The sequence below is a fragment of the Bradyrhizobium sp. B117 genome (assembly GCF_038969555.1).
GTDB lineage: Bacteria > Pseudomonadota > Alphaproteobacteria > Rhizobiales > Xanthobacteraceae > Bradyrhizobium.
On record NZ_CP152414.1, the window covers coordinates 4,528,756 to 4,548,366 of the forward strand.

Consider the following 19,611-nt stretch of genomic DNA (forward strand, 5'->3'; position numbering starts at 1 on the left):
TGCTGTCCGAGTCCGGCTGTCACGTATCCGCGAATTCCCACCTAACCGAATGTTTGCATAGGGGTGATCCGATGAATTCCAATGCAGATTTTTCGACAATTCTAGACCACATGCTTGATACAGCGGCCGACAATTTCAGGATCGCAAAAGATCCTCGTTCAAATGGGACTTGATCCCAACAACATCACCTATGACGCACTGTTTAATCGGCTGTTGGAAATTGTGTTGGCCAATATCACGCTCGCCAACATGTTCGCCTTGGTTGGCGCCATCTTCTTTGTCGCTACCTTGCTGATGCAGAGAATGGTGCCGCTGCGGGTCGTGAATATGGTCGGCTGTACATTCTTCGCAATTTCTTGCGCGCTTTCCGGAAGCGTCGCCCCCTTTCGGCGTTATCTGCTGCTGTTGTCAGTCAATGCCGTTCGCCTCCGTCAACTGCTCAAGCTCGTTAAGAAGGCACGTAATGCGACGCAGGGGGACAGGTCGATGGAATGGCTCAAACCATTCATGACCGAACGTAGATATCGCCGAGGCGACATACTATTCAGGAAGGGTGATGCCGCTACGGAAATGTTCCTGACCGTCACCGGGAAGTGTCTCGTCAAGGAAATCGGCGTCGAGCTTCCGCCAGGGCGTCTCATGGGAGAACTTGGCTTCCTCACGCCCAATAATCGACGAAACGCAACGGTCGAGTGCATAGAAGACGGCCAAGTCCTGACCATAACTTATGAGAGGCTGCTTGAAATCTATTTTCAGAATGATCAGCAATTCGGCTATTATATCCTCGTCCTGACCAGCCAGCGTCTCCTGGAAAACAACCAGCGCCTCCAGGAAAGCATCTCGCGGCTGGAAGCAGCTCTCGCACAAGAGAAAGCGGCGCGACAGATGGCAGCTGCGCGAGGCACAGCTTGAATGGCATTGACTACCATTGGTGGCACTACTGTCGCCGCGCAGTGCGGCTCTCGCGACGCAACGATTCCGCTTGGGGTCAAAATGCGAAGAACTCAGATTGAACAAATCTGGTCCTCCCGGGCGCAATTAGCGGACCCTGGGCGGACGAGGCGCAACTTCGCAGATGGGCCAGCACCGGAAGTGACAAGCCTTATTCGATCACCTCGTCCGCGCGCGCGAGAAGGGACGCGGGGATTTCGATACCGAGCGATTTCGCCGTCTTGAGATTAATGACAAGCAGGTATTTGGTGGGTTGCTCGATAGGAAGCTTGGCCGGTTTGGCGCCCTTCAGAATTCGGTCGACATAGTGAGCCCCAATTCGAGCCAAGGCGGGAAAGTCCGGCCCGTAGGAAATCAATCCGCCAGCTCGCGCAAAGTCAGGGTCGAACGAGATCGATGGTAAGCCCGCCTGTACCGCGAGATCGGCCACACGGTTCGACGGAAAGATTGCATCACTAAATATGTCCATGGCCTCTGCTCCCCGGGCTTTCGCGGCGGCAACGGCGCGAGGCACTTCCCCCACTTGGTGCACATCGATTACGTCGAGCTGAAAGCCGAGCTTGGCGGCCGCTGTTGGCGTCTCCGGGAACACCAGCCGATGCACCTCGTTTGAGGTGTTGAGGAAAACTGCCACGCGCTTGGCCTGTGGCAAAGCCTCTCGAAGAATACCAAGAAACTTCCCTCCAAAATCGGTCCGATCCATCGTAGCGACGCCCGTCAGGTTTCCGCCAGGATGGGCAAGACTTGACGCAAGTCCCATACCGGCCGGATCGGCGACCAGGATTATTACAATTGGTATGTCGGAGGTGGCGTTCTTTGCAGCGCGCGCAGCAAAAGGGGAGAAGGCAACGATGAGAGCGGGTCTCGACCGCACAAGGCCGGCCGCGAGCGCCGGAAGCTGGTCGAGGTGATAATCCGGGTCCTTCCGCTCAGTCGTAATGGTCGTGCCCTCGACCCAGCCAATTTTTTGAAGCTCGTCCGAAAACGCGTCAATATAGGGAAACTTGCAAGCAGGCACGCAGAGCATGCCGATCCGCGCCACTCTTCGCACCGATTGAGCTATGGTAGCCGACGCGAAGGACAGCATCACAACCAGAAGGGCGGACACTGTAACGGCAAATCGTCTCATGCGATCACCGGACCGCTGCACGGAGGCGTTCGGGTCGACAGATCGAGCGTCTTGTCCAACAAGAGTAATAGCAGCTTCGAGACGATCGAGCGATCACATATGAACGCTATGGGTCAAAAGGCGACGTGGCCATCGTTACCGGTCTTGGAGCAAAGCAGACTTAGCGGCGGTACATCCCACGTCATCAAAGTGCAGCGGATATCCACTCCTCCGCACCTTGAGATGCAAGTTGCTGTAAAGGCGTCATTTCTTGGCGGCTCAAGGAGACATTGCGAAAAAAGCTACGCCGCATAGCTACAAACGGGGGAATTGCGCTACCTCTGTGTTTCATTGGTGGTCCTAGCCGCTCATCAGAAGAGTCTGATGCCATCCCTCAAGATGGTTAAACGCTCCAACACTTGCGTCTCGCGGGCTGGAACCGCCCGGGGTCATTCGTGTTTGTTCGCAATAGAAACGCCCCCGCTCGAAGTCGTTCTGACCGCGAAGGGCGTAGGAAGGTTATCCGCGCGGCGCGTTGCCTGGATCGAATCCGAAATCGACGACTGGATCGCCGCGCGTATTGCCGCGCGCCGCCAGCCCATCGCGGCGTAACGTTGACAATCAGCATTCACGCTAATTCGCAACATGCAGGGACACAGATGTCTGATTTAGAACAAGCGATCCGCGAGCGCGCCTAGCAGCTCTGGCAGGAAGGCGGTCACCAGGAGGGCAACGCCGAGACACACTGGCTCGAGGCTCAGCGCGAAATCCTTGCTGCTTCGCTCGCCTCTGTCGCTCACCTTTCAAAGGTCATGCGTGATAAGACGAAGACGCGAAACGCCGTCGGCTCATGGGGGTAGACCGGAAGCAACTGGCTGTGCCTTCATTGCGAGCAATCAGGCCGAGATCGACAAGATCGAGGCAGAGTTGGCGTCACGAGCGAAGGACATTTCTCAGCACCTTCGTTAGGATACGCCTCCCTCAGGCTATGGCACGACCAGCACTGGCACGCTACCATTGGCCAATACCTCAGAGGTCTGGCTTCCCAAGAATAGCTTCCTGAGGCCGCGGCGGCCGTGAGAGGACATGACAATCAAGTCACAGCCGCGAGATTTTGCCGTTTCGATGATCGCACTGGCCGGGTGCGAATCTGGAATATGCAAGAGCTCTACTGACACTCCGAATTGCGCTGCCAAGGCGCGAGCTTCATCGAGCACCTTTCCGGCGTATTCCTTTTTAGCGGCCACAAATCGATCCATCTCTTCCTGGGAGGGAATGTATCCTCCGGCGTGTCCGCCACCATAGTCGATATACATTTCCTCAGTAACCGTGATGATTGTTGCTTTGGCGCCGACGGCCTTTGCCAGCGTAATGCCGTGCTTCACGCCCTTACCCGCGACATCGGAGCCATCCGTGCTCAAGAGAATATTGGCGTACATTGCGTGCTCCCTTGCTGGTTGAGTAGCCCCCTCGACCAACCTTAGCCGTCGTCTGGACGCTGTCCACCCTCAGGGATGCCCGTTCGCCTCCCTCAGGCCGGCAAAAAAAGGCCGCCCCGGTTGAGCCGTCAGTAACCGCGTGCGACGACAGCAATTACGGCTGTGGCAGCAGCGAAGGCGAATTGAGAGCCAATACCGACGATCCTGCCGAGCCGTCGCTTTGTGTGAATGTTAACGTGAAAACTCTGAAGGGTTAGCAGTGGCTCGCGCGGGTATAGAGTGTAAAGGAATTGAAGTGGGTCAGGGAGCATTCCTCCCGCGGCACCGGCCACGATTGCCGCTGTGTTGTTTTCTGTTTTGAAAATCAAAAGCGTCAGAAAAAAGCCGGCAAACCCGTCGAGTCCAACGACAGCCACATCGTGCAGCCGCGCCGCTGACATTGTTACCCGATTGCGGCCCTCAGTACCCAGCGCAATTGATCGGAGTGGATAGTCCCAATGAGGGATCGCATCGATCGCAAAATGGCTGGCAAATCCCGCCACGAAGGCGACTACGGGATGAGATGGCATTAGGCTAGCGATGGCGCCTCCAACAATCGCGTGTGTTGTCAGAATCACGATAAGCCTCTGTTTGCCGCGGAAACATTTTGGAGACAAACTAACTTGTTGTCGCCGGCGAGTTCCTGTTTGTCGCCGTCCAAGCCCACCGCGAAAGCGGCTTCAAGTAAGCGTTTCATAAGTCGTCCTCACCAACGGTTGCTTTAGAAAGGAGAAGTTATGGCTGGTCTAAGCGAAGAAGAAATCCGCGTTCGAGCATATCATCTCTGGACAGAGGCCGGGGAGCCGGGGGGACGGATGGATACATTTTTTGGTACGAGGCTGACAAGCAGCTTCTTGCCGCAGCTTCCACATTGGTATCCATCGGCGACGTGATGGCGCGGCAGTCTCTGCCCAAAAAATCAGCGCGACACGCTCGTCCTTCTTAGCGACACTCAAAGTCGCGTCAAGCAGGCGAGCGAGGCCGGTATGGCAAAGGTTGTCCTAATAAGTCCAAGGCCCTGCCCAAGCTGCGATACCGTGCTTGATGGGATCAAGCCGATCGATAGCATGCCTGACCTTGAGACAGTGTCGATAAACTTCACCGTCTGCGACTGCTGCGGCCATCTCATGATGGTGGAGCGCAATCTCACGCTCCGCGAATTGACGACAGAGGAGTTCCGCGCGGTGATCAATCACCCCACCGTCGTTGCCGAATGGCAGCGATGGGTGAACTGAGCGCGGGCCGCGGAATGTCCACCCCGGTTCGACGAGACCAGTTTAAGATTGCGCCCAAGGGTACTGTCCACTTGCCAACCGGGGCTGCGTATACTCCGCATCCGGGCGCGCCATACGTTGGAACCATAAATCCAAATCAACTTGGAAACGTGCTCCCGAGTGGCGAAGACTATCGGCCCCATGAAGTGAAGGCGATGATGGAGCAGTTGTGGGCAGAATACGTCGCCGCGAATTCCCGTCTCTTCGAAGTCAACGATTAGAAGGGGCCGCGCCGCCGTCCACTTACTACAAACACATTGAGCGGCGCTCATCGGTGCGCCAGTTCGCAATTACAATGCCTCTTCCCGCGGAGTTGTCTTCAACAAGGTTCGAGGGCGCGCGCGACCCGGCGCCGCAACAGGGGGAAGCAGACCCCTCCAGGAACGCATGGCCGAGCAGGCCGCAAAAACTTAAAGCAATGACTGAATCGTTTCGGCAGGCGCCGAGCGCGAAGCAATGCTTAGGCAAGCCAGGCTCGTGGAAACCGGCGCGCACATCAACGATTGGCTCAGCTCCCCCGGCTTGCAGTCGCCGAAGTCAGTTGACCTGGATCAAAACTTTATCAGGCCCCGCGGGGGCTCGACCCTGCGGCCGGGTCCGAAAACCGTTGGCCAGTTTTGATTTTCAGGCGCATAAATGAGGCATGTCCGAGCCTCATCACCGAACTTGCCAATGCGGAGCTGTCTACAGCCGCTCCGAGGCGCTGGCCCCTTCGCGGGAAGTCGCGAGCTTCGACTGCTCGGTTTGCGGCGCGACTATGGAATCATGGAACACCGCACGGGTACCCACATATCGGTTGATAGCTGGCCCCGTTCGATTGCCCCCAAACAGCAACTAGCAACAACGCGCGTCCGCATTTGCCAATGATGGCGGAGTCGTTCGGCAATTCGTTCACTATCGTTGAGGTGGCCTCAGACGACGCGCCACCGACGAAGCAGATGTGGCTCGCCTTAGCCAAGCCTCGCCAGGCGTTGACGCTGGTCCTCGCTGCTGTTCCCGAAGGCTGGACGGCGCAAGTTGTTCCAGTGGTCCTTACGGAAAGCCAGCAAAGGTCATTCGAGGAACTAAACCTCAATCCGGGCGACGTTTACAGGATCGATCCAGAGTAAGGCCGCCCCAGTGGGAGGCGCTCCCTCGGCCTGACCGTGGTTCGTGCCGCTTTCCGGTCCGATGTAGATGCCGGTACGCATGCACTTCTTTCATGCGCCGTCGCAAAGGCTCTTGTCGAGTCTCCCTCCGGTGAGGGCCGCCTTGTCGGGTTAATACCAGTGCTGTGTAACAGCCCTTATGGACAGCAATAAGTTCAGTGCTCAGATTGAACGGTTCGAGGTTGTCGAGACTGGCCGTCGCCGTCGCTGGACCGATGATGAGAAACTCAAGATCGTTCTGGAGAGTTTGCAGGCCCCGCGCGCGGTCTCGTCGACAGCACGACGATACGGCATCTCGCGCTCGCTCCTGTTGACTTGGCGACGATCGTTTGGGACGCGGACGAGCAATACTGAACAACCTCAGCCAGCGTTTGTGCCAGCGATGGTGATGCCGGACCAACCGCCGGCGCCGCCAGTAACTTTAGCGGGGCCAGCGAGCGGACGCATGGAGATTGTCGTCGGCAAGGCCTGTCGGGTGATCGTGGACGCCGGCGTTGATATGACCGCGTTGTCTCGCGTATTGGATCTGCTGGAGCGGCGATGATCCCGATCGCGGCAGGGGCGAGGATCTGGATCGCAACCGGTCACACTGACATGCGCAAAGGCATGCAGGGTCTGGCATTGCTGGTGCAGGAGGGGCTGGGGCGGGATCCTTTTGCCGGCGACGTCTTTGTGTTCCGTGGTCGTGCTGGCACCCTGATCAAAGCCCTTTGGCACGACGGGATCGGGCTGTCGCTCTACGCCAAGCGACTGGACCGTGGCCGCTTCATCTGGCCGGCGACGGTGGATGGCGTGGTATCGCTGACCGCAGCTCAGATGGGCTATTTGCTGGAGGCGATCGACTGGCGCAATCCCCAACACAGCTGGCGGCCGCAGAGCGCAGGATAGGTTGCGCAATAGTCCCGTGAGATTGCAAAAAGCGCACGCCAAATCGTCGCTTTTGTGATTCCATCGGTGCATGGGTGACGGTCCCCAGAAGCTGCCGGAAGACATTGAGGCGCTGCAAGCGGCGTTGCTGGCGACGCGCGCCGAACTCGCCAGCGTTCGCGCCCAGCAGTCCGACGACCATGCTCTGATCGCTCACCTGAAGCTGCAGATCGAAAAGCTGAACCGTGATCGTTATGGCCCTCGCTCGGAGCGTACCGCAAGGCTGCTGGATCAGCTCGAACTGACGCTGGAGGAGCTCGAGGCCTCAGCGACTGAGGACGAACTCGCTGCCGAAATGGCCGCGGCCAAGACGACGAAGGTGGCCTCGTTCACGCGCAAGAGGCCGTCGCGCCAGCCGTTCCCGGACCATCTGCCTCGCGAGCGGGTGCTCGTGCCGGGACCTGTGGCGTGCGCCTGCTGCGGCGGAGCGAGGTTGTCCAAGCTCGGGGAGGACATCACCGAGACGCTGGAGGTGATCCCGAAGTCCTGGAAGGTGATCCAGCACGTCCGGGAGAAGTTCAGCTGCCGTGATTGCGAGAAGATCAGCCAGTCCCCGGCGCCGTTCCACGTCATCGACCGTGGTTGGGCCGGCCCCAGCTTACTGGCGATGGTGCTGTTCGAGAAGTTCGGCCAGCACCAGCCGCTGAACCGTCAGGCCGAACGCTATGGCAAGGAAGGCGTGCCGATCAGCCTGTCGACCCTCGCCGACCAGGTTGGTGGCTGCACTGTTGCGCTGACGCCCTTGTTCCGGCGCCTCGAGGCCCATGTGCTGAGTGCCGAGCGATTGCACGGGGATGACACGACGGTGCCGGTCCTGGCCAAAGGCAAGACCGACACCGGCCGCATCTGGGTCTATGTACGCGACGACAAGCCTTTTGGCGGGCAGGCCCCGCCGGGAGCAGTGTTTTATTACTCGCGCGATCGCGCGGGCGAGCATCCCCAGGCCCATCTGGCCGGCTACAACGGCATCTTCCAGGCCGATGCCTATGGCGGCTATGGCAAGCTTTACGACCCGAGCCGCAACGTAGGTCCGATCCTGGAAGCGGCGTGTTGGGTCCATGCCCGACGACCGTTCTTCGTGATGGCTGATCTGGCGGAGAATGCGCGCCGCAAGGTACAAGGCAAAAAGCCAGCGGTGATCTCGCCTCTGGCACTGGAAGCAGTCCGTCGGATCGACGCCTTGTTCGAGATCGAGCGAGGCATCAACGGCGAGACGCCCGAACGGCGCCGGGCCGTCCGCCAGGAGCTGAGCGCGCCGCTGATGGCCGATCTGAAAGTCTGGATGCGTGAACAACGCGCCAAGCTCTCCCGGCGCAACGACGTTGCCAAGGCGATGGACTACATGCTCAAGCGCTGGGATGCGTTTACCCGCTTCCTCGACGATGGCCGCATCTGCCTGTCGAACAACGCCGCCGAGCGAGCCCTGCGCGGCATCGCCCTGGGGCGGAAGTCTTGGCTGTTCTGTGGCTCCGACCGCGGCGGCGACCGTGCCGCGATGATGTACAGCCTGATCGTCACAGCCAAAATGAACGACGTGGATCCACAAGCTTGGCTCGCCGACGTCCTGGCACGCATCGCTGCACATCCCGTACAACGGCTCGACGAACTTTTGCCCTGGAATTGGCGCGACCGAAATAAGCAAGTCAACCAAGCAGCCTGAGTGACCGCTACGCGGTCCTCACCGGATGCTTACCTTGTCGACTGCCTGACCATGCACAATTGCGAGCAGGATGCAGGGCCCGGGCGGGGCGTGGGGCGACAAAGCTAATCAAAAAATCCTAAAGGCCACGAAAACTGATTCTGTTGTCCTCTGGTTCAAAGCACGGCACTGGTAGCCCCGAGTACGGGCGTGCACTCACTAAAATCCGAGCGTTACCAGATTAGCGGCACAAGGACATCGCTGGCTGTTCCGCAACTCGATCTGTGGCATCACCCGAGCAAGGCCAGCTGGTGGCGCCGATTGAGCGTGAGCAGCTGAGCTACGAGAAAGCAGACCCGTTGAGCATGCAGATCGCAAATTTCTGCGGGGTCATCCGCGGTACGGCGGACCCTGTGGTGAGTGGGCGCGAAGGGCTGAAAACGCTCAGCGTGATCGACGCGATCAAGCGCGCCGCGGAAACCGGAGATCTCGTGTCGATTTGATACCGGAAAGCACAGGCATCAACGTCAGGGTATCGAGGTCATGGCGTCAAGAACGACGACATTTGGCGGACTATCAGGGCGTTACTAATAGTAAGTACACGAAGCACTATGATCGTGCGACGAATGCCCAGTTGGACCTCGGTTGCTGGAGCTAGCTCAAGCTTGATTGGAGCGGAGTTCAAGTCTTTCAATTAGTTAGAAGGGGCGTGTGCACGACGTGTGCACCGGGAGATCAAGAAAAATCTCATCACATCACAGCCAATGTGAGCAGATCTCGTGAGGTCGGGTTGAGCCACCTCGGGTCTGTGATAAGGGTCGATCGCTAGTATCCGAGCTCTGGCCGGGGACGCTCGCAGCTCTGAAGCTACAGCGCGGATCGGACTCTTTGTTTTCCAAGAACCGATGCGATCGGGCGATCGTAATACTTGTCCAGACCGATCGCCACCAGAATGCAAATTGGTACTAGCGCGAAGAGGTAACAAGAAGCCGTCTGCTCAAGATGAATAGCCTTCAGCAAACCGACCGTCGACATGAGAATTGGAACGTGAACGACGTAGAGTGGATACGAAAGGCGGCCTAACTCGCTCAGGAGACGCTGCTTTCGCCGGTGATGGCACGCGACGGACAGACACATAAGAAGTGGAAAGATAAGGACGATCGAAACAGCATCGAGCACAGAACTACGGATCGGAAAGCAAAAGACCGTCGCAAGCAGAAGGATCATCGGCAAAAGCGGGAATGTTGATAGGAATGGTCGGGGGCGATAATGCCAGACCAGGACGCCGACAAAGAAGCCGAATAGGGTGCGTACGGCACCTCCGAAAAACGTCGTCCATGTGGCCCCGAGATCGGCGGTGCCGCTTTTGAGGATCGTTAGGGTAAGTAGTCCGCCAGTGACAGCAGTGATCACCCAAGCGCACTTTGTAGTTACCCTTGATATCAGCGCCGCCCAAAGCACGTTTACGGCGATTTCAAATGACAATGACCACATCGGAGTGTTGGTGGGAAATGTCGTGTCTGTAGGAGCCTGACTTACCCAGGGCTTAGGCAGCAAAGCCGCGTTGAAGGCTGTCCCGGCGAGAATGTCAGAAAGTCCGTACTGCGAATATTTCTGCATCGCCAATCGAACCAAGAAATACCCAGTTCCCAACAAGAGTCCTAACAGGCTGAGCGGCAATAACCTCTTCATGCGAAGTTGAAGGAAGCTGCTGACTGTTAGCCTGCGGGACTGAAGACGCACCGCATAGGAGTGCGAAAGCACAAACCCGCTAAGCATGAAGAAAAAATCCACCGCCAGATAACCATGAGGTGCCAACTGCGGTGCACCGACGATCGAAAGGTGAAAGAGCACGACGCCTATGGCGGCGAAGCCACGGAGCGCGTCCAGCACTTCAAACCTCTCTTCCGCCAATCAAGACCTCAATATTCTGCCCGATTAAGCGCCCGTGACAAATGTCCGCATCGAGCAATTGAATGGACGCCGCGTGATAGCCAACGTCCGCCTCAAGTCTGCATCTTCAAATTGGAATAGAGTGCATTCGCTCTCTCGAAGACGCTAGGCGATATCGTAGGCGCTCAATGCACAAAATTGAGCCACTCCTTGGCAGCGGCCCAGGCTTCCGCCGCCACCCGCAACGAGCAGCTTCCTTCGATCGCCCCGACCGGACAGTCATTGCGCACTGATGGGGGGTTCCGTCGGCATCTTGCGGAGCTCTCTACGCCTGTCGAAATTGATGTACTCGCAGCTTGTCAAATCCGCTGTTGTCACCGCTTACGAAACGGTCGAATTGGCAGGCTCGCTGCCCGGCTGGGTCGTCTAAGCTTTCATGAACGGAGAGGTCCGGGCTGCCTTGAACATGCGCTGGCGACGAGACGAAGTTTGCTCGTCATCGAGGCTGGCCGTCAGTTCTATGCCGTATCCTTGGGAATTACATTATGCTGGCTGTTGTTCTCGAAGTGGGGTTTACTAGGTTGATTTGGGGATGTTTTTTTGAACATGTCACTCTGATGACTGATAGCTCCGACTCTGAGCGGTTTGATGCGGTCGTTCTGGGAGCTGGAATTAGCGGCCTGGTTGCTGCCTCAATTTTGCAGCGCCAGGGCGCACGGAGCGTGCTGGTCATCGATGAGTACTCTTGGCTCGGCGGCAATCACATCGACTGCAGCCTCGGAGAATATACCTTCGATGTGGGTAGCTTCATCTTCCAGGACGACTCGCCTCTGTTGACGCACTTTCCGGAACTGCTGTCGCTCTATATCCCGATTAGCCCATCGTGGGGCCGTCTGACACCACAGGGATTTGTGACTCGCTACCCGCTGTCCGTCGCAGATGACCTGTTGCGAGCTGGTCCGCTCGAATGGATTTTGATTTTTGGTTCCGTTATCGTGGCCCGTCTGTCTCGTCGTCGCATACGCAGCGCGGAAGACTTCGCGACCTTCTGGATCGGCTCGAGGATGTTGATGCGCTCGGGGCTGGGTTACTATCTGGATCGATTTTATGGTTTTCCAGCCGACAAAGTGGACGCCAAGTTTGCGGAGAAGAGGATGCTCTGGATCCGGGAGCACGCACGTCTCCGCAACCTCCTTCGGCGATGCGTTTCGCCAGCTCCCCCGTCGCCGCCCAATCAACAACTCGCTCGACCGCGGGAGGGGTTTTCATATCTCTATCACAAGGCAAGGGAGCGGCTCGAGGCTCAGGGCGCGCGCTTTCTCTTGGGCGTGAAGATGGGCCGTCTTGAGAGACATGATGGAAGGTTTTCGATAGCCGTGGGGGACCGCCGGATTGTCGGGGGGCGTCTGGTGTCGACCATCCCTCTATTTCAGATTCAGGCCCTATGCGGTCTAGAGGCGCAACGAGAGCTTAAAACGGTTACATTGATGAGCCTCTTTTACAGCTATTCGGGTCAACGCGGATTCAAGCAATCGATCTTGTATAACTTTTCGAGCAAGGGCGCGTGGAAACGCCTCACGATGCACTCCGATTTCTACGGCAAGTGCGGCGGACGCGAATTCTTCTCAGTAGAACTCAATGCTGAGCATGTTGCTCAGGACGCTGGCGCGGCGGACCGCGACTTCAGAGAGCATACAAAAGCCAATCGACTGTTTTCGGGTGACCTTCGCCTGGAGGGCTCTCACCTGCTTTCTAACGCCTATCCGATTTACACTGAGAACGCTGATGAGAACGCCAAGCACGCGATGGATGTCCTCGCTAAATTCGGAATTGAGACCATCGGACGCCAAGGCAGCTTTGACTATCAACCGACGGCTCGGGATTCGACCTTGAAGGCGGAAGCCGCACTTCAGCGCCGATCGGCTGAGAGCTCCAGCTAGGGCTGGTTCAGAAGACCAGAAGAGTGGGGAGCCGCAGATTCATGAGCCATTTTTCTGATGCTTCCCATTAGACCGCGCAAACGGCCGCAGTTGCTGCAAAAGACTGGCGCGCTATCGAGCGCACCCTCGGCGCGTTGAAATGTGACGGCCAGAGTTTCGCATTGAGCGCAAACGGCTTCGAAGATCGCCGGATCTATAGAGGTTGGAGGATATGCGCTCATCTGTTCTCCGATCCTCATCCAGTCCCATCGAATACCGTTCGAAGCGCGGAGTCAGTAAGCTCCATCCTCGAACAAGGCCGGTATTGTTGCGAGCATGATCTTGGTGTCGAGTACTATGGACCAGTTTCTGGCGTAATAGGTGTCACACGCCACGCGCCTACTATACGTGGTGGTACTGCGACCGCTCACTTGCCAGAGTCCGGTAATACCTGGCCGGCATGAAAGATAGGCACCGACATTGTGCTCATAGCGAACCAGTTCTTCTTCGGTCACTGGCCGCGGTCCGACGATGCTCATATCGCCGCGTAAAACGTTAAACAATTGGGGTAATTCGTCGAGGCTGGATTTCCGCATCAATGCGCCGATGGCCGTTACCCGAGGATCGCAACGCAGTTTGCGAGCGGCGTTCCATTCAGCAGCGGCGGCAGCATCAGAGTCCAATAATCGCTGCAGTCGTTCGGCCGCATCCGGGACCATAGTGCGAAATTTTAAGCAAGCGAAAGTCTCGCCATTGAAACCGACTCGCCGGTGGCGGAAAAGTGCTGGACCTGGCGAAGAAAGTACTGTGGCTGTGTAGCAGATCAAGAATAGGGGGGATAACAGCAGCACACCGAAAATTGCTAGTATAACGTCCAGCACTCTCTTCGTTGCTGAACCTGTGGGGCACTTCACCGTTTCCGCCGGATGAGGCGTCTCGACGATAAAAGACAGCTTTCCGCGAGTATCGACCAAATCGGCCATTGCGGTACTCCATCAAGCAGAACTTATGAACTCTTGAAAATAGACAGCTTGAGATGTTCTTCCTCGTGTTGTGCAATGCGAAGCTTGCGGCTACCGATCGGTTAACGCAAGGTTAAAGTTTTAGCAGCAGCCGCGCCTTTTTTTAGCTTGAGGTTGTGACCAACGTTTCGGCGCTGTGGGCTATTTCGTGTAGTAGGCGTACCGCCGATCGGAATAGCCCTCAAAGCGACGCATGAAGTTCTCGTCGGTCTTGTTCAGGACCGCGCCAACCAGTCGCTCCGAAAGCAGAGGCGATGAACGAACGGCTTTGAGGACCTCATCGGTCGAGTTACCCCATTCCACCACCATGATAAACGCGTCGAACAGTCCCGCGACGGCCTTTACGTCAACGATCGGTAGGATCGGCGGCAGATCGCATAGGATATAGTCGTAGTCTTGGCGGGCCCTTTCCAGTTCTTTCCTGATCGAAGGCGCACTGAGAACGTCGGAGCTGTTCGAGGGCCTCGCGGTAGCAGGGGACGGTATTACGTCGAATTTGAAGTTGGGATCAGGGATGACGACGTCGGCCAATGCCAAGCCCTCTGCGGCCATCTTCTGCAACCCGCGTTCATCGATATAACCAAGCGTTTGCGACAGAGCAGGACTGCGCAGGTCGGAGTCAATGACGAGTGTGCGCGCCCCGGTCTTTGCCAGGAAAGCTGCAACCGCAGCCGCGACCGTTGTCTTGCCCTCGCCGGGGAGCGCTGAAGTGATGCCGATGACCTTGGCCTCGCCGGGATAAAGGTCAATCGCAACCTTGATATAGCGTAGCGCCTCAGCGGTAGCCGAGAAAGGAGGCGCCTCGTTGATTTGGCGAAACGCTGAGGACCTACCGCGCAATCTAGCTTTGAGTCTGGATAGCTGAGGAAAAGCGGCGAGGCAGCTCGTCCCCAACAGCGTTTCAAGCTGATCACGCGTATGCACCCGACGATGCATGAACTGCTCGCGGGCTATGGCACTCAGCGCGCCAAGCCCCAATCCGCACATCACGGCGAAAGCCAAAGTGATTCCTACCTTTGGCGAGCTCGGCTTACTCGGAGCCGAGGCCTCGGTAACTACGCGAGCCTCCGTCGACGGGAATGATTGCTGTTGAACCGACTGCGTAAACCGTGACAAGAAAGCTTCGTAAATTCCGCGATAGGTATTTGCTCCAGTCTCCAGTTCGCGGAGCCTGACCTGCGCCTGCCGTGTTGATCCAGACTGTTGGAAGATCTCGAGCATTCGCTTATCTATGGCCTCTTCCTGGGACTTCGCGATCTGCAGCTCGCTCTTATAGCTCTCCGCGATACGCGAAATTTCGTCCCAAATCGAACGTTGCAGCGCCGCCATTTCCGAACGCAGATTCTTCACTGCCTCGTGGTCGGGTCCGTACCGGACACCCCATTCGGCTTGCCTGTTTTGATTCTCAAGGAATTTCTGCCGAAGCTTGGTGATGACTTGGCTGTTAAGAGCGTCCGTAACAACCGGATCGGGAATGGCGAAGTTCTCTTTCTCCGGGCGCTGTTCAAGTATGAGCTGTATCCGATCCAGCTTGGCCCGCGCTTGGCTCGTATCGGCGCGGGCTTTTGCGAGCGCCACGCCCAGTTGGTCAAGCTCAACCTCGCTCGCGAGCTTCCCTTCTACTCCGATGATGATGCCATTCTCGGCCTTGAAATCTTGAACCGCCTTGTAGGCGTTGCTTGCCTGCTGGCGAAGCTCGCTGATCCGTTCTTCCAGCCAAGCGCTCGCGCGACGCGTGGCCTCATACTTGGCCTGCAGCCGATATTCTATGTAAGCCTCGGCGAATGCGTTTGCAATTCGCGCAGCCTTGTCTGGATCCAAGGAAGTATAGGCTATCTGTTCGACATAACTGCGGCCCAACCTCGTAACACGTAGATTGTCATTGAGGGTTGCAAGTGCTCGACGCTCCAGCTCGGCAGAGGAGAGGCGCTCATCAGACTTCTTAGCCAGTCCAAATAGTCCGGCAGCGCGGCCGAAGAGTCCGTGGCCAGATCCGACAAATTCAAGGTCCTCGGTGAGATGCAACCGGCGTATGACGGACTTGCCGACCTTTTCCGATTTTGTGGTTTCAATCTCGCTTTCGACGATCGAGTCGTCGACACCACGGGTCTCCTGTGAGGTTTCAGACTGGGGCGCCGTGATACCTTTGGTGTCTACGAACATGTCCGTCTGCGCAGTGAATTTGCGCGGGGCGAATCCGACATAAGTGGCTCCAAGCGCTGATGACAAAATCGTCACGAAAGCGATGAGACGCCACTCGCGACGGAGGAAGTCACGCAATTGGAGCAACGACTTTGTCTGGGCATCCAAGCCACTGTCTGCCAAGCTAACGAGGGGCCGAAGGTCGCCGGCAATGTTCATCGCGCTGCTGCCCTCACTTAATCAAATCAGTCTTCTAGATCACGTCTTCAAATGAGATCTGCTTCCTGAAATAAGGCCGAATACAAGCCCATCTAGGGGCAGCTCTGTACAAGCCAGTATTGCTGATCAACTCACGCGTTCGGAGCACAAAGAAAGTGCAGCGTTTGCCTGTTGCTTGATTAACGCGGCGCCGGTCGCCGAGAACCCATGCCTCCCAATGAGTCCCGGCAAAACGCGGTTGCACCCTAAGGCGGGTCCAAACAGGCCGATGACGCCTACGATGGTGCGGCTGTCCCTCAGGTGGCGGCCCACTGGCGGCGAAACGAGGATTGATTCCGCAGGTTTTGTGGATCGCGCCGCGTGAGGAGGGTATCGATATGGGCTCGCATCTTCCGGACGAATTGCTCCTGGTTGAAATGCTCGGCGTGAGCAATGATGGCGTCGGAGTCGAATTCCATGGCAGAAAGTCGACTAACGGCATCCGCGATCGCATCGACGGTTTGCTCATCGAAGAAAACGCCGGTCAGATCTCTTGCGACAGTTTCCGTCGCGCCTCCGCGTCCAAACGCAACAACGGGACGGCCGCTCGCCATGGCTTCGACGGGAACCATTCCGAAATCCTCCTCACCGGGAAAAATCAACGCGCGGCAGCGAGCGTAGTGATGCTTAAGGATCGCAAACGGCTGCGGTCCGAGTACTGAGACTGTCGGTCCGGCAAGGCGGCGGACTTCAGCAAGCATTTCGCCGCCGCCTATTACGACCAAGTTCAGCTTCAATTCATTAAAGGCGCGTACCGCAAGATCGGGCCGCTTATAGGAGACGAGCTCGCCGGCCATCAGGTAATAGTCCGCCACTTCGGAGCATGGCACCGGTGAGAACGCCTGGGTATCGATGGGAGGGTGGATAATGGTGGCATCCTTGCCATAGTAGCGACGGATACGCGCTGCAACCGTTGCGGAATTTGCAACGAAGCTGTCGACGCGGGCGGCTGACGAGACGTCCCAAAGCCTCAAATAATTCGCAAGGGGCGGAATCGCCAAACGGGTGAGGAAACCTGCGCTCTGCTGATAGTCGTGGAACATGTTCCAGATGTAGCGCATGGGTGTGTGACAATAGCAGACGTGTAACGCGCCGGGCGGCGCTATGACGCCCTTCGCCGGCCCCGACTCGCTGCTGATGATCAGGTCATATGTCCGCAGATCGAGCTGCTCCAGCGCCATCGGCATCAGAGGCAGGTAGGTCTTGTACATTCGGCGCGCGCGAGGAAGCCTATTTATGAATGTCGAGGCAACGTGGTGCTTGCGAATTGTCTCCGAGACCATCTCCGGAACATAAACGTGTGTATAGATGTCTGCGCCCGGATACATTTCGCATAGCGCTTCAACGACTTTCTCGCCGCCGCGCATTCCAACGAGCCAATAGTGTACGATGGCAACTTTCATGACGTCATCTCATGCAAGCAAGATAAATCGGCTGCTCGCCGTCGCGAAGAACTCGTAGAACTCAGGGGGGCAGCATAGCGGGACCCGGAGGGCAGCCCTCCGGTGGGCCTGCGTCGCGTGCGAATACGTGAACATAGTCGATGAGCAGCGTGGAGGGATTGGGGGTCCGGTCGATCGGCCACCCTCCACCGAGCGCAAGATTCACAAGAGGATAGAGCGGGCCGTCGAGTTCGGGAGGAGTTGGCTGCGTCCATACCGGCTTGCGATCCAAGAAGAACACAATAGCCTGCGGCGAGATATCGACGCCGAAGGTGTGGAACTCGTTAAAGAGAGTATCGGCAAGTATATCGATCTTCTGAGCCTCGCCGCGCGTCTTCTGTGGATCCTTGTACCAGATGTGCGTCGCGGCTTGATAAGCAGACGGAAATTGCCCGTAGTATTCGATGACGTCGATTTCGACATTGCCCTCGGTCATCGCTGCCGGCTTCAAGGCTGCAAGCCAGAATGCCGGCCAAGTGCCGCGGCCTGCAGGCATCTTCATCCGTGCCTCGAAATAGCCGTAGCGTGTTCCGGTCCCTGCGCCAGACGCATCGGCGGCGGCCAAAAGTCCTGACGTCCAGCGGCCGTTTTTATCCTTCGAAGCGGTGATGGAAAGAATTCCATTCTCAACCTTGAACGGCCCCTTTGGTCCGGGGTTTGCGAATGCAGCGTCGCCAAAATCGCCAGCCCACGGCGTGTGCGCCGTCCACCGTGCGGGGCCGATGCGGTCGGCCGACACACGGAGCTCGTCGAACTCTTCGAGCAACACGGGGCGGAGTTCGCATGACCGTGACGGCTCGGCTGCGAATACACAACGGAGCGAAACACTCAAGGCGAGGAGGGCGCCTCCGCCTGCAAACATACGGCCATTCATAGGACAGGCTCCGATTGATGGTGGCCGCGGATATCACTAGCAGATGCGCTAATTCCGGTCATGGATCACACGGCCTTCAAACTCTTTGTGAGTCGGATTCCAAAGCCGTACAGCGAAGCCACATAGACTGCGGCGCCAAATAGCGAGACCGTCCCCAGCTCCAACAGAGCCGGGATCCGTGTCCAAATAAGCGTGTGTCTCAAGACGATAACCAAAACGGTCATGACTGCGCATGCAGCGGCCACTTGCCAGAGCTTGGCTAATTCCGAAACCGCACTGGTGCCGACAAGTTGTCGGGCGGCGCGAAGCGAGAGGACAAACAAGATGAAGGAGACCAGGCCGCGCGCGGCGATGACCCCGATCAGCGAGTAAAAATACAGACCGAGAGACATTAGAACGACCCTTGAACACAGTTCAACCAAGGTCAGCCGAAACACCAAACTGGTCTGGTTGGTCGCGAGCGCCAGAGAATGCAGAGGCTGATAGAAGGCGCTAAGGACGGTCGAGAGAGCAAGCCACCGCAGATAGAGGCCGGCATCGTGCCATTGCGGACCCAACAGGACCTCGGCGATCAGATCAGATGCCAGAGACATGCCGATGCAGGCTGGCGCCGCAAGGAGCATGGTGAAGCGGGATGCCTTCGAATACGCCTTGCGCAGTCGGTCCGTGCTTGGATTGATCTGCGCCAATGCCGCCATGAGAGGCTGCATGGCCGGGCCAATCAGGCTTTGAGTGGGCATGACCGAGAGGTCGCTGGCGATCGTGTATTGACCGAGTGCGGCTTTGCTTAATGAGAACCCGAGGAGGATGCGATCAAATTGCCAGCTTAAGGCAATTAGGATCTGCGCGCCGCTGAGCCAGCCGAGAAAAGCCGAGAATTCCCGAAACTCGGAGAGCGTCAGGCGCGGCCTATAGGGTGCCAACACGTATGACATCGATGTGGCCCCTAAGGCCGCAGAGATGCCGCTGGCCACGATCGCCCAATAACCAGCTCCGAGTGACACCAGGGCGATCGCGGTTGCGGCAGCGATCAGCTTGCCGGCGATCTCAGCAAGGAACACCTGCCTGAAACTCATGCTGCGGACGTATTCAACCATGCCCGGGCTGTAGAGGCTGCGTGCTAAGGGTCCGATCCCGCTCGCCAGAATCAGCGCGACGAGCCGGGGATCATTGTAAAGATGTGCAAACGGCCATGCGGTGAGCAACAGCACCGAGCCCAGTATAACGCCCCTGATCATGCTCAGGGTAAATGCTGTATCCAGATGGGACTTTTTCACATGGGGCAATCGCGTAAGGGCTTGGAGCGTTGGTACCTCGAGCACCATATCCGCGATCGTAATCAACGTAGCGGCGATCGCCGTAAGCCCAAAGTCGCCAGGCGTCAGAAGCCGAGCCAGAACAAGAAGAGTAAAGAAGTCGATGAGTCGGCCTGACAACCTGGACGAGACCGTCCACACAGCCCCCAAGATGGTCTTGCGAGTCAGCACGAGCGCCGCCTAGCCTTTCATGACTATATTGTGTTGCGGACCCGCTAAC

The 19,611-nt window shown here is 57.4% G+C and carries 17 protein-coding genes and 2 pseudogenes; 10 read left to right on the plus strand and 9 right to left on the minus strand.

Annotated elements, in window-relative coordinates; translation table 11 throughout:
• Positions 1-71: 71 nt before the first annotated feature.
• Positions 72-912: pseudogene (locus tag AAFG16_RS22255) on the plus strand (cyclic nucleotide-binding domain-containing protein).
• A 190-nt stretch (positions 913-1,102) separates the two neighbouring features.
• On the opposite strand, the gene AAFG16_RS22260 reads toward AAFG16_RS22255, so the two are convergent.
• Entirely contained in the window at positions 1,103-2,080 is a 978-nt protein-coding gene (locus AAFG16_RS22260; protein WP_342740547.1) for an ABC transporter substrate-binding protein, read from the minus strand.
• 363 nt (positions 2,081-2,443) lie between these two features.
• On the opposite strand from AAFG16_RS22260, the gene AAFG16_RS22265 reads away from it, so the two are divergent.
• The gene (locus tag AAFG16_RS22265) at positions 2,444-2,671 is read left to right on the plus strand and encodes an AlpA family phage regulatory protein (RefSeq protein WP_342740548.1); all 228 of its coding nucleotides are present in this window, start codon (positions 2,444-2,446) and stop codon (positions 2,669-2,671) included.
• A gap of 374 nt (positions 2,672-3,045) precedes the next feature.
• Here AAFG16_RS22265 and AAFG16_RS22270 read toward each other — a convergent pair whose 3' ends face one another.
• Positions 3,046-3,498 carry a universal stress protein gene (locus AAFG16_RS22270; RefSeq protein WP_342740549.1) on the minus strand — a complete coding sequence of 151 codons (453 nt, stop codon included), beginning with the start codon at positions 3,496-3,498 and terminating at the stop codon, positions 3,046-3,048.
• Between the two features lie 128 nt (positions 3,499-3,626).
• The gene (locus AAFG16_RS22275) at positions 3,627-4,115 is read right to left on the minus strand and encodes a hypothetical protein (RefSeq protein ID WP_342740550.1); all 489 of its coding nucleotides are present in this window, start codon (positions 4,113-4,115) and stop codon (positions 3,627-3,629) included.
• 159 nt (positions 4,116-4,274) lie between these two features.
• Between AAFG16_RS22275 and AAFG16_RS22280 the strand changes: the two are divergent.
• The 7 genes and pseudogenes from AAFG16_RS22280 (at position 4,275) to AAFG16_RS22310 (ending at position 9,028) form a co-directional block, all read left to right on the plus strand.
• Positions 4,275-4,483 (plus strand): annotated as a pseudogene (locus AAFG16_RS22280) (DUF2934 domain-containing protein).
• 121 nt (positions 4,484-4,604) lie between these two features.
• Positions 4,605-4,772 carry a hypothetical protein gene (locus AAFG16_RS22285; protein ID WP_342740551.1) on the plus strand — a complete coding sequence of 56 codons (168 nt, stop codon included), beginning with the start codon at positions 4,605-4,607 and terminating at the stop codon, positions 4,770-4,772.
• Positions 4,773-5,674: 902 nt separating this feature from the next.
• Positions 5,675-5,920 (plus strand): hypothetical protein, encoded by a 246-nt coding sequence (locus tag AAFG16_RS22290; RefSeq protein WP_342740552.1) that lies wholly within the window; start codon positions 5,675-5,677, stop codon positions 5,918-5,920.
• 178 nt (positions 5,921-6,098) lie between these two features.
• A complete protein-coding gene (locus tag AAFG16_RS22295) occupies positions 6,099-6,503 on the plus strand; it encodes a transposase (protein WP_080134401.1) in 405 nt (134 codons plus the stop codon).
• A complete protein-coding gene (tnpB, locus tag AAFG16_RS22300) occupies positions 6,500-6,847 on the plus strand; it encodes an IS66 family insertion sequence element accessory protein TnpB (protein ID WP_080134400.1) in 348 nt (115 codons plus the stop codon). The genes AAFG16_RS22295 and tnpB overlap by 4 nt, the downstream gene beginning before the upstream one ends.
• Positions 6,848-6,917: 70 nt before the next feature.
• Positions 6,918-8,546, plus strand: coding sequence for an IS66 family transposase (locus AAFG16_RS22305; protein WP_194482923.1), 1,629 nt, complete (start codon positions 6,918-6,920; stop codon positions 8,544-8,546).
• A gap of 263 nt (positions 8,547-8,809) precedes the next feature.
• Entirely contained in the window at positions 8,810-9,028 is a 219-nt protein-coding gene (locus tag AAFG16_RS22310; protein ID WP_342740553.1) for a hypothetical protein, read from the plus strand.
• Positions 9,029-9,392: 364 nt separating this feature from the next.
• Here AAFG16_RS22310 and AAFG16_RS22315 read toward each other — a convergent pair whose 3' ends face one another.
• Positions 9,393-10,439: an acyltransferase gene (locus AAFG16_RS22315; protein WP_342740555.1), complete on the minus strand. Its 1,047-nt coding sequence runs from the start codon at positions 10,437-10,439 to the stop codon at positions 9,393-9,395.
• 524 nt (positions 10,440-10,963) lie between these two features.
• Between AAFG16_RS22315 and AAFG16_RS22320 the strand changes: the two genes are divergently transcribed.
• Entirely contained in the window at positions 10,964-12,358 is a 1,395-nt protein-coding gene (locus tag AAFG16_RS22320; protein WP_342740556.1) for an NAD(P)-binding protein, read from the plus strand.
• A 272-nt stretch (positions 12,359-12,630) separates the two neighbouring features.
• Here AAFG16_RS22320 and AAFG16_RS22325 read toward each other — a convergent pair whose 3' ends face one another.
• The 5 genes from AAFG16_RS22325 to AAFG16_RS22345 form a co-directional block, all read right to left on the minus strand.
• Positions 12,631-13,320 carry a sugar transferase gene (locus tag AAFG16_RS22325; protein WP_342740557.1) on the minus strand — a complete coding sequence of 230 codons (690 nt, stop codon included), beginning with the start codon at positions 13,318-13,320 and terminating at the stop codon, positions 12,631-12,633.
• Between the two features lie 180 nt (positions 13,321-13,500).
• Positions 13,501-15,720, minus strand: coding sequence for an AAA family ATPase (locus AAFG16_RS22330; RefSeq protein WP_342740558.1), 2,220 nt, complete (start codon positions 15,718-15,720; stop codon positions 13,501-13,503).
• Between the two features lie 296 nt (positions 15,721-16,016).
• A complete protein-coding gene (locus tag AAFG16_RS22335) occupies positions 16,017-17,162 on the minus strand; it encodes a glycosyltransferase (RefSeq protein ID WP_342740559.1) in 1,146 nt (381 codons plus the stop codon).
• A gap of 61 nt (positions 17,163-17,223) precedes the next feature.
• A complete protein-coding gene (locus tag AAFG16_RS22340) occupies positions 17,224-17,970 on the minus strand; it encodes a glycoside hydrolase family 16 protein (RefSeq protein ID WP_342740560.1) in 747 nt (248 codons plus the stop codon).
• A 170-nt stretch (positions 17,971-18,140) separates the two neighbouring features.
• Positions 18,141-19,562, minus strand: coding sequence for a lipopolysaccharide biosynthesis protein (locus AAFG16_RS22345; protein WP_342740561.1), 1,422 nt, complete (start codon positions 19,560-19,562; stop codon positions 18,141-18,143).
• Positions 19,563-19,611 lie beyond the last annotated feature (49 nt).

Coding starts and splice junctions, on each gene's coding strand:
- AAFG16_RS22260 (WP_342740547.1), bottom strand. CDS start 2,080: ATGAGACGATTTGCCGTTACAGTGTCCGCCCTTCTGGTTGTGATGCTG.
- AAFG16_RS22265 (WP_342740548.1), top strand. CDS start 2,444: ATGCCATCCCTCAAGATGGTTAAACGCTCCAACACTTGCGTCTCGCGG.
- AAFG16_RS22270 (WP_342740549.1), bottom strand. CDS start 3,498: ATGTACGCCAATATTCTCTTGAGCACGGATGGCTCCGATGTCGCGGGT.
- AAFG16_RS22285 (WP_342740551.1), top strand. CDS start 4,605: ATGCCTGACCTTGAGACAGTGTCGATAAACTTCACCGTCTGCGACTGC.
- AAFG16_RS22290 (WP_342740552.1), top strand. CDS start 5,675: ATGATGGCGGAGTCGTTCGGCAATTCGTTCACTATCGTTGAGGTGGCC.
- AAFG16_RS22295 (WP_080134401.1), top strand. CDS start 6,099: ATGGACAGCAATAAGTTCAGTGCTCAGATTGAACGGTTCGAGGTTGTC.
- tnpB (WP_080134400.1), top strand. CDS start 6,500: ATGATCCCGATCGCGGCAGGGGCGAGGATCTGGATCGCAACCGGTCAC.
- AAFG16_RS22305 (WP_194482923.1), top strand. CDS start 6,918: ATGGGTGACGGTCCCCAGAAGCTGCCGGAAGACATTGAGGCGCTGCAA.
- AAFG16_RS22320 (WP_342740556.1), top strand. CDS start 10,964: ATGCTGGCTGTTGTTCTCGAAGTGGGGTTTACTAGGTTGATTTGGGGA.
- AAFG16_RS22325 (WP_342740557.1), bottom strand. CDS start 13,320: ATGGCCGATTTGGTCGATACTCGCGGAAAGCTGTCTTTTATCGTCGAG.
- AAFG16_RS22330 (WP_342740558.1), bottom strand. CDS start 15,720: ATGAACATTGCCGGCGACCTTCGGCCCCTCGTTAGCTTGGCAGACAGT.
- AAFG16_RS22335 (WP_342740559.1), bottom strand. CDS start 17,162: ATGAAAGTTGCCATCGTACACTATTGGCTCGTTGGAATGCGCGGCGGC.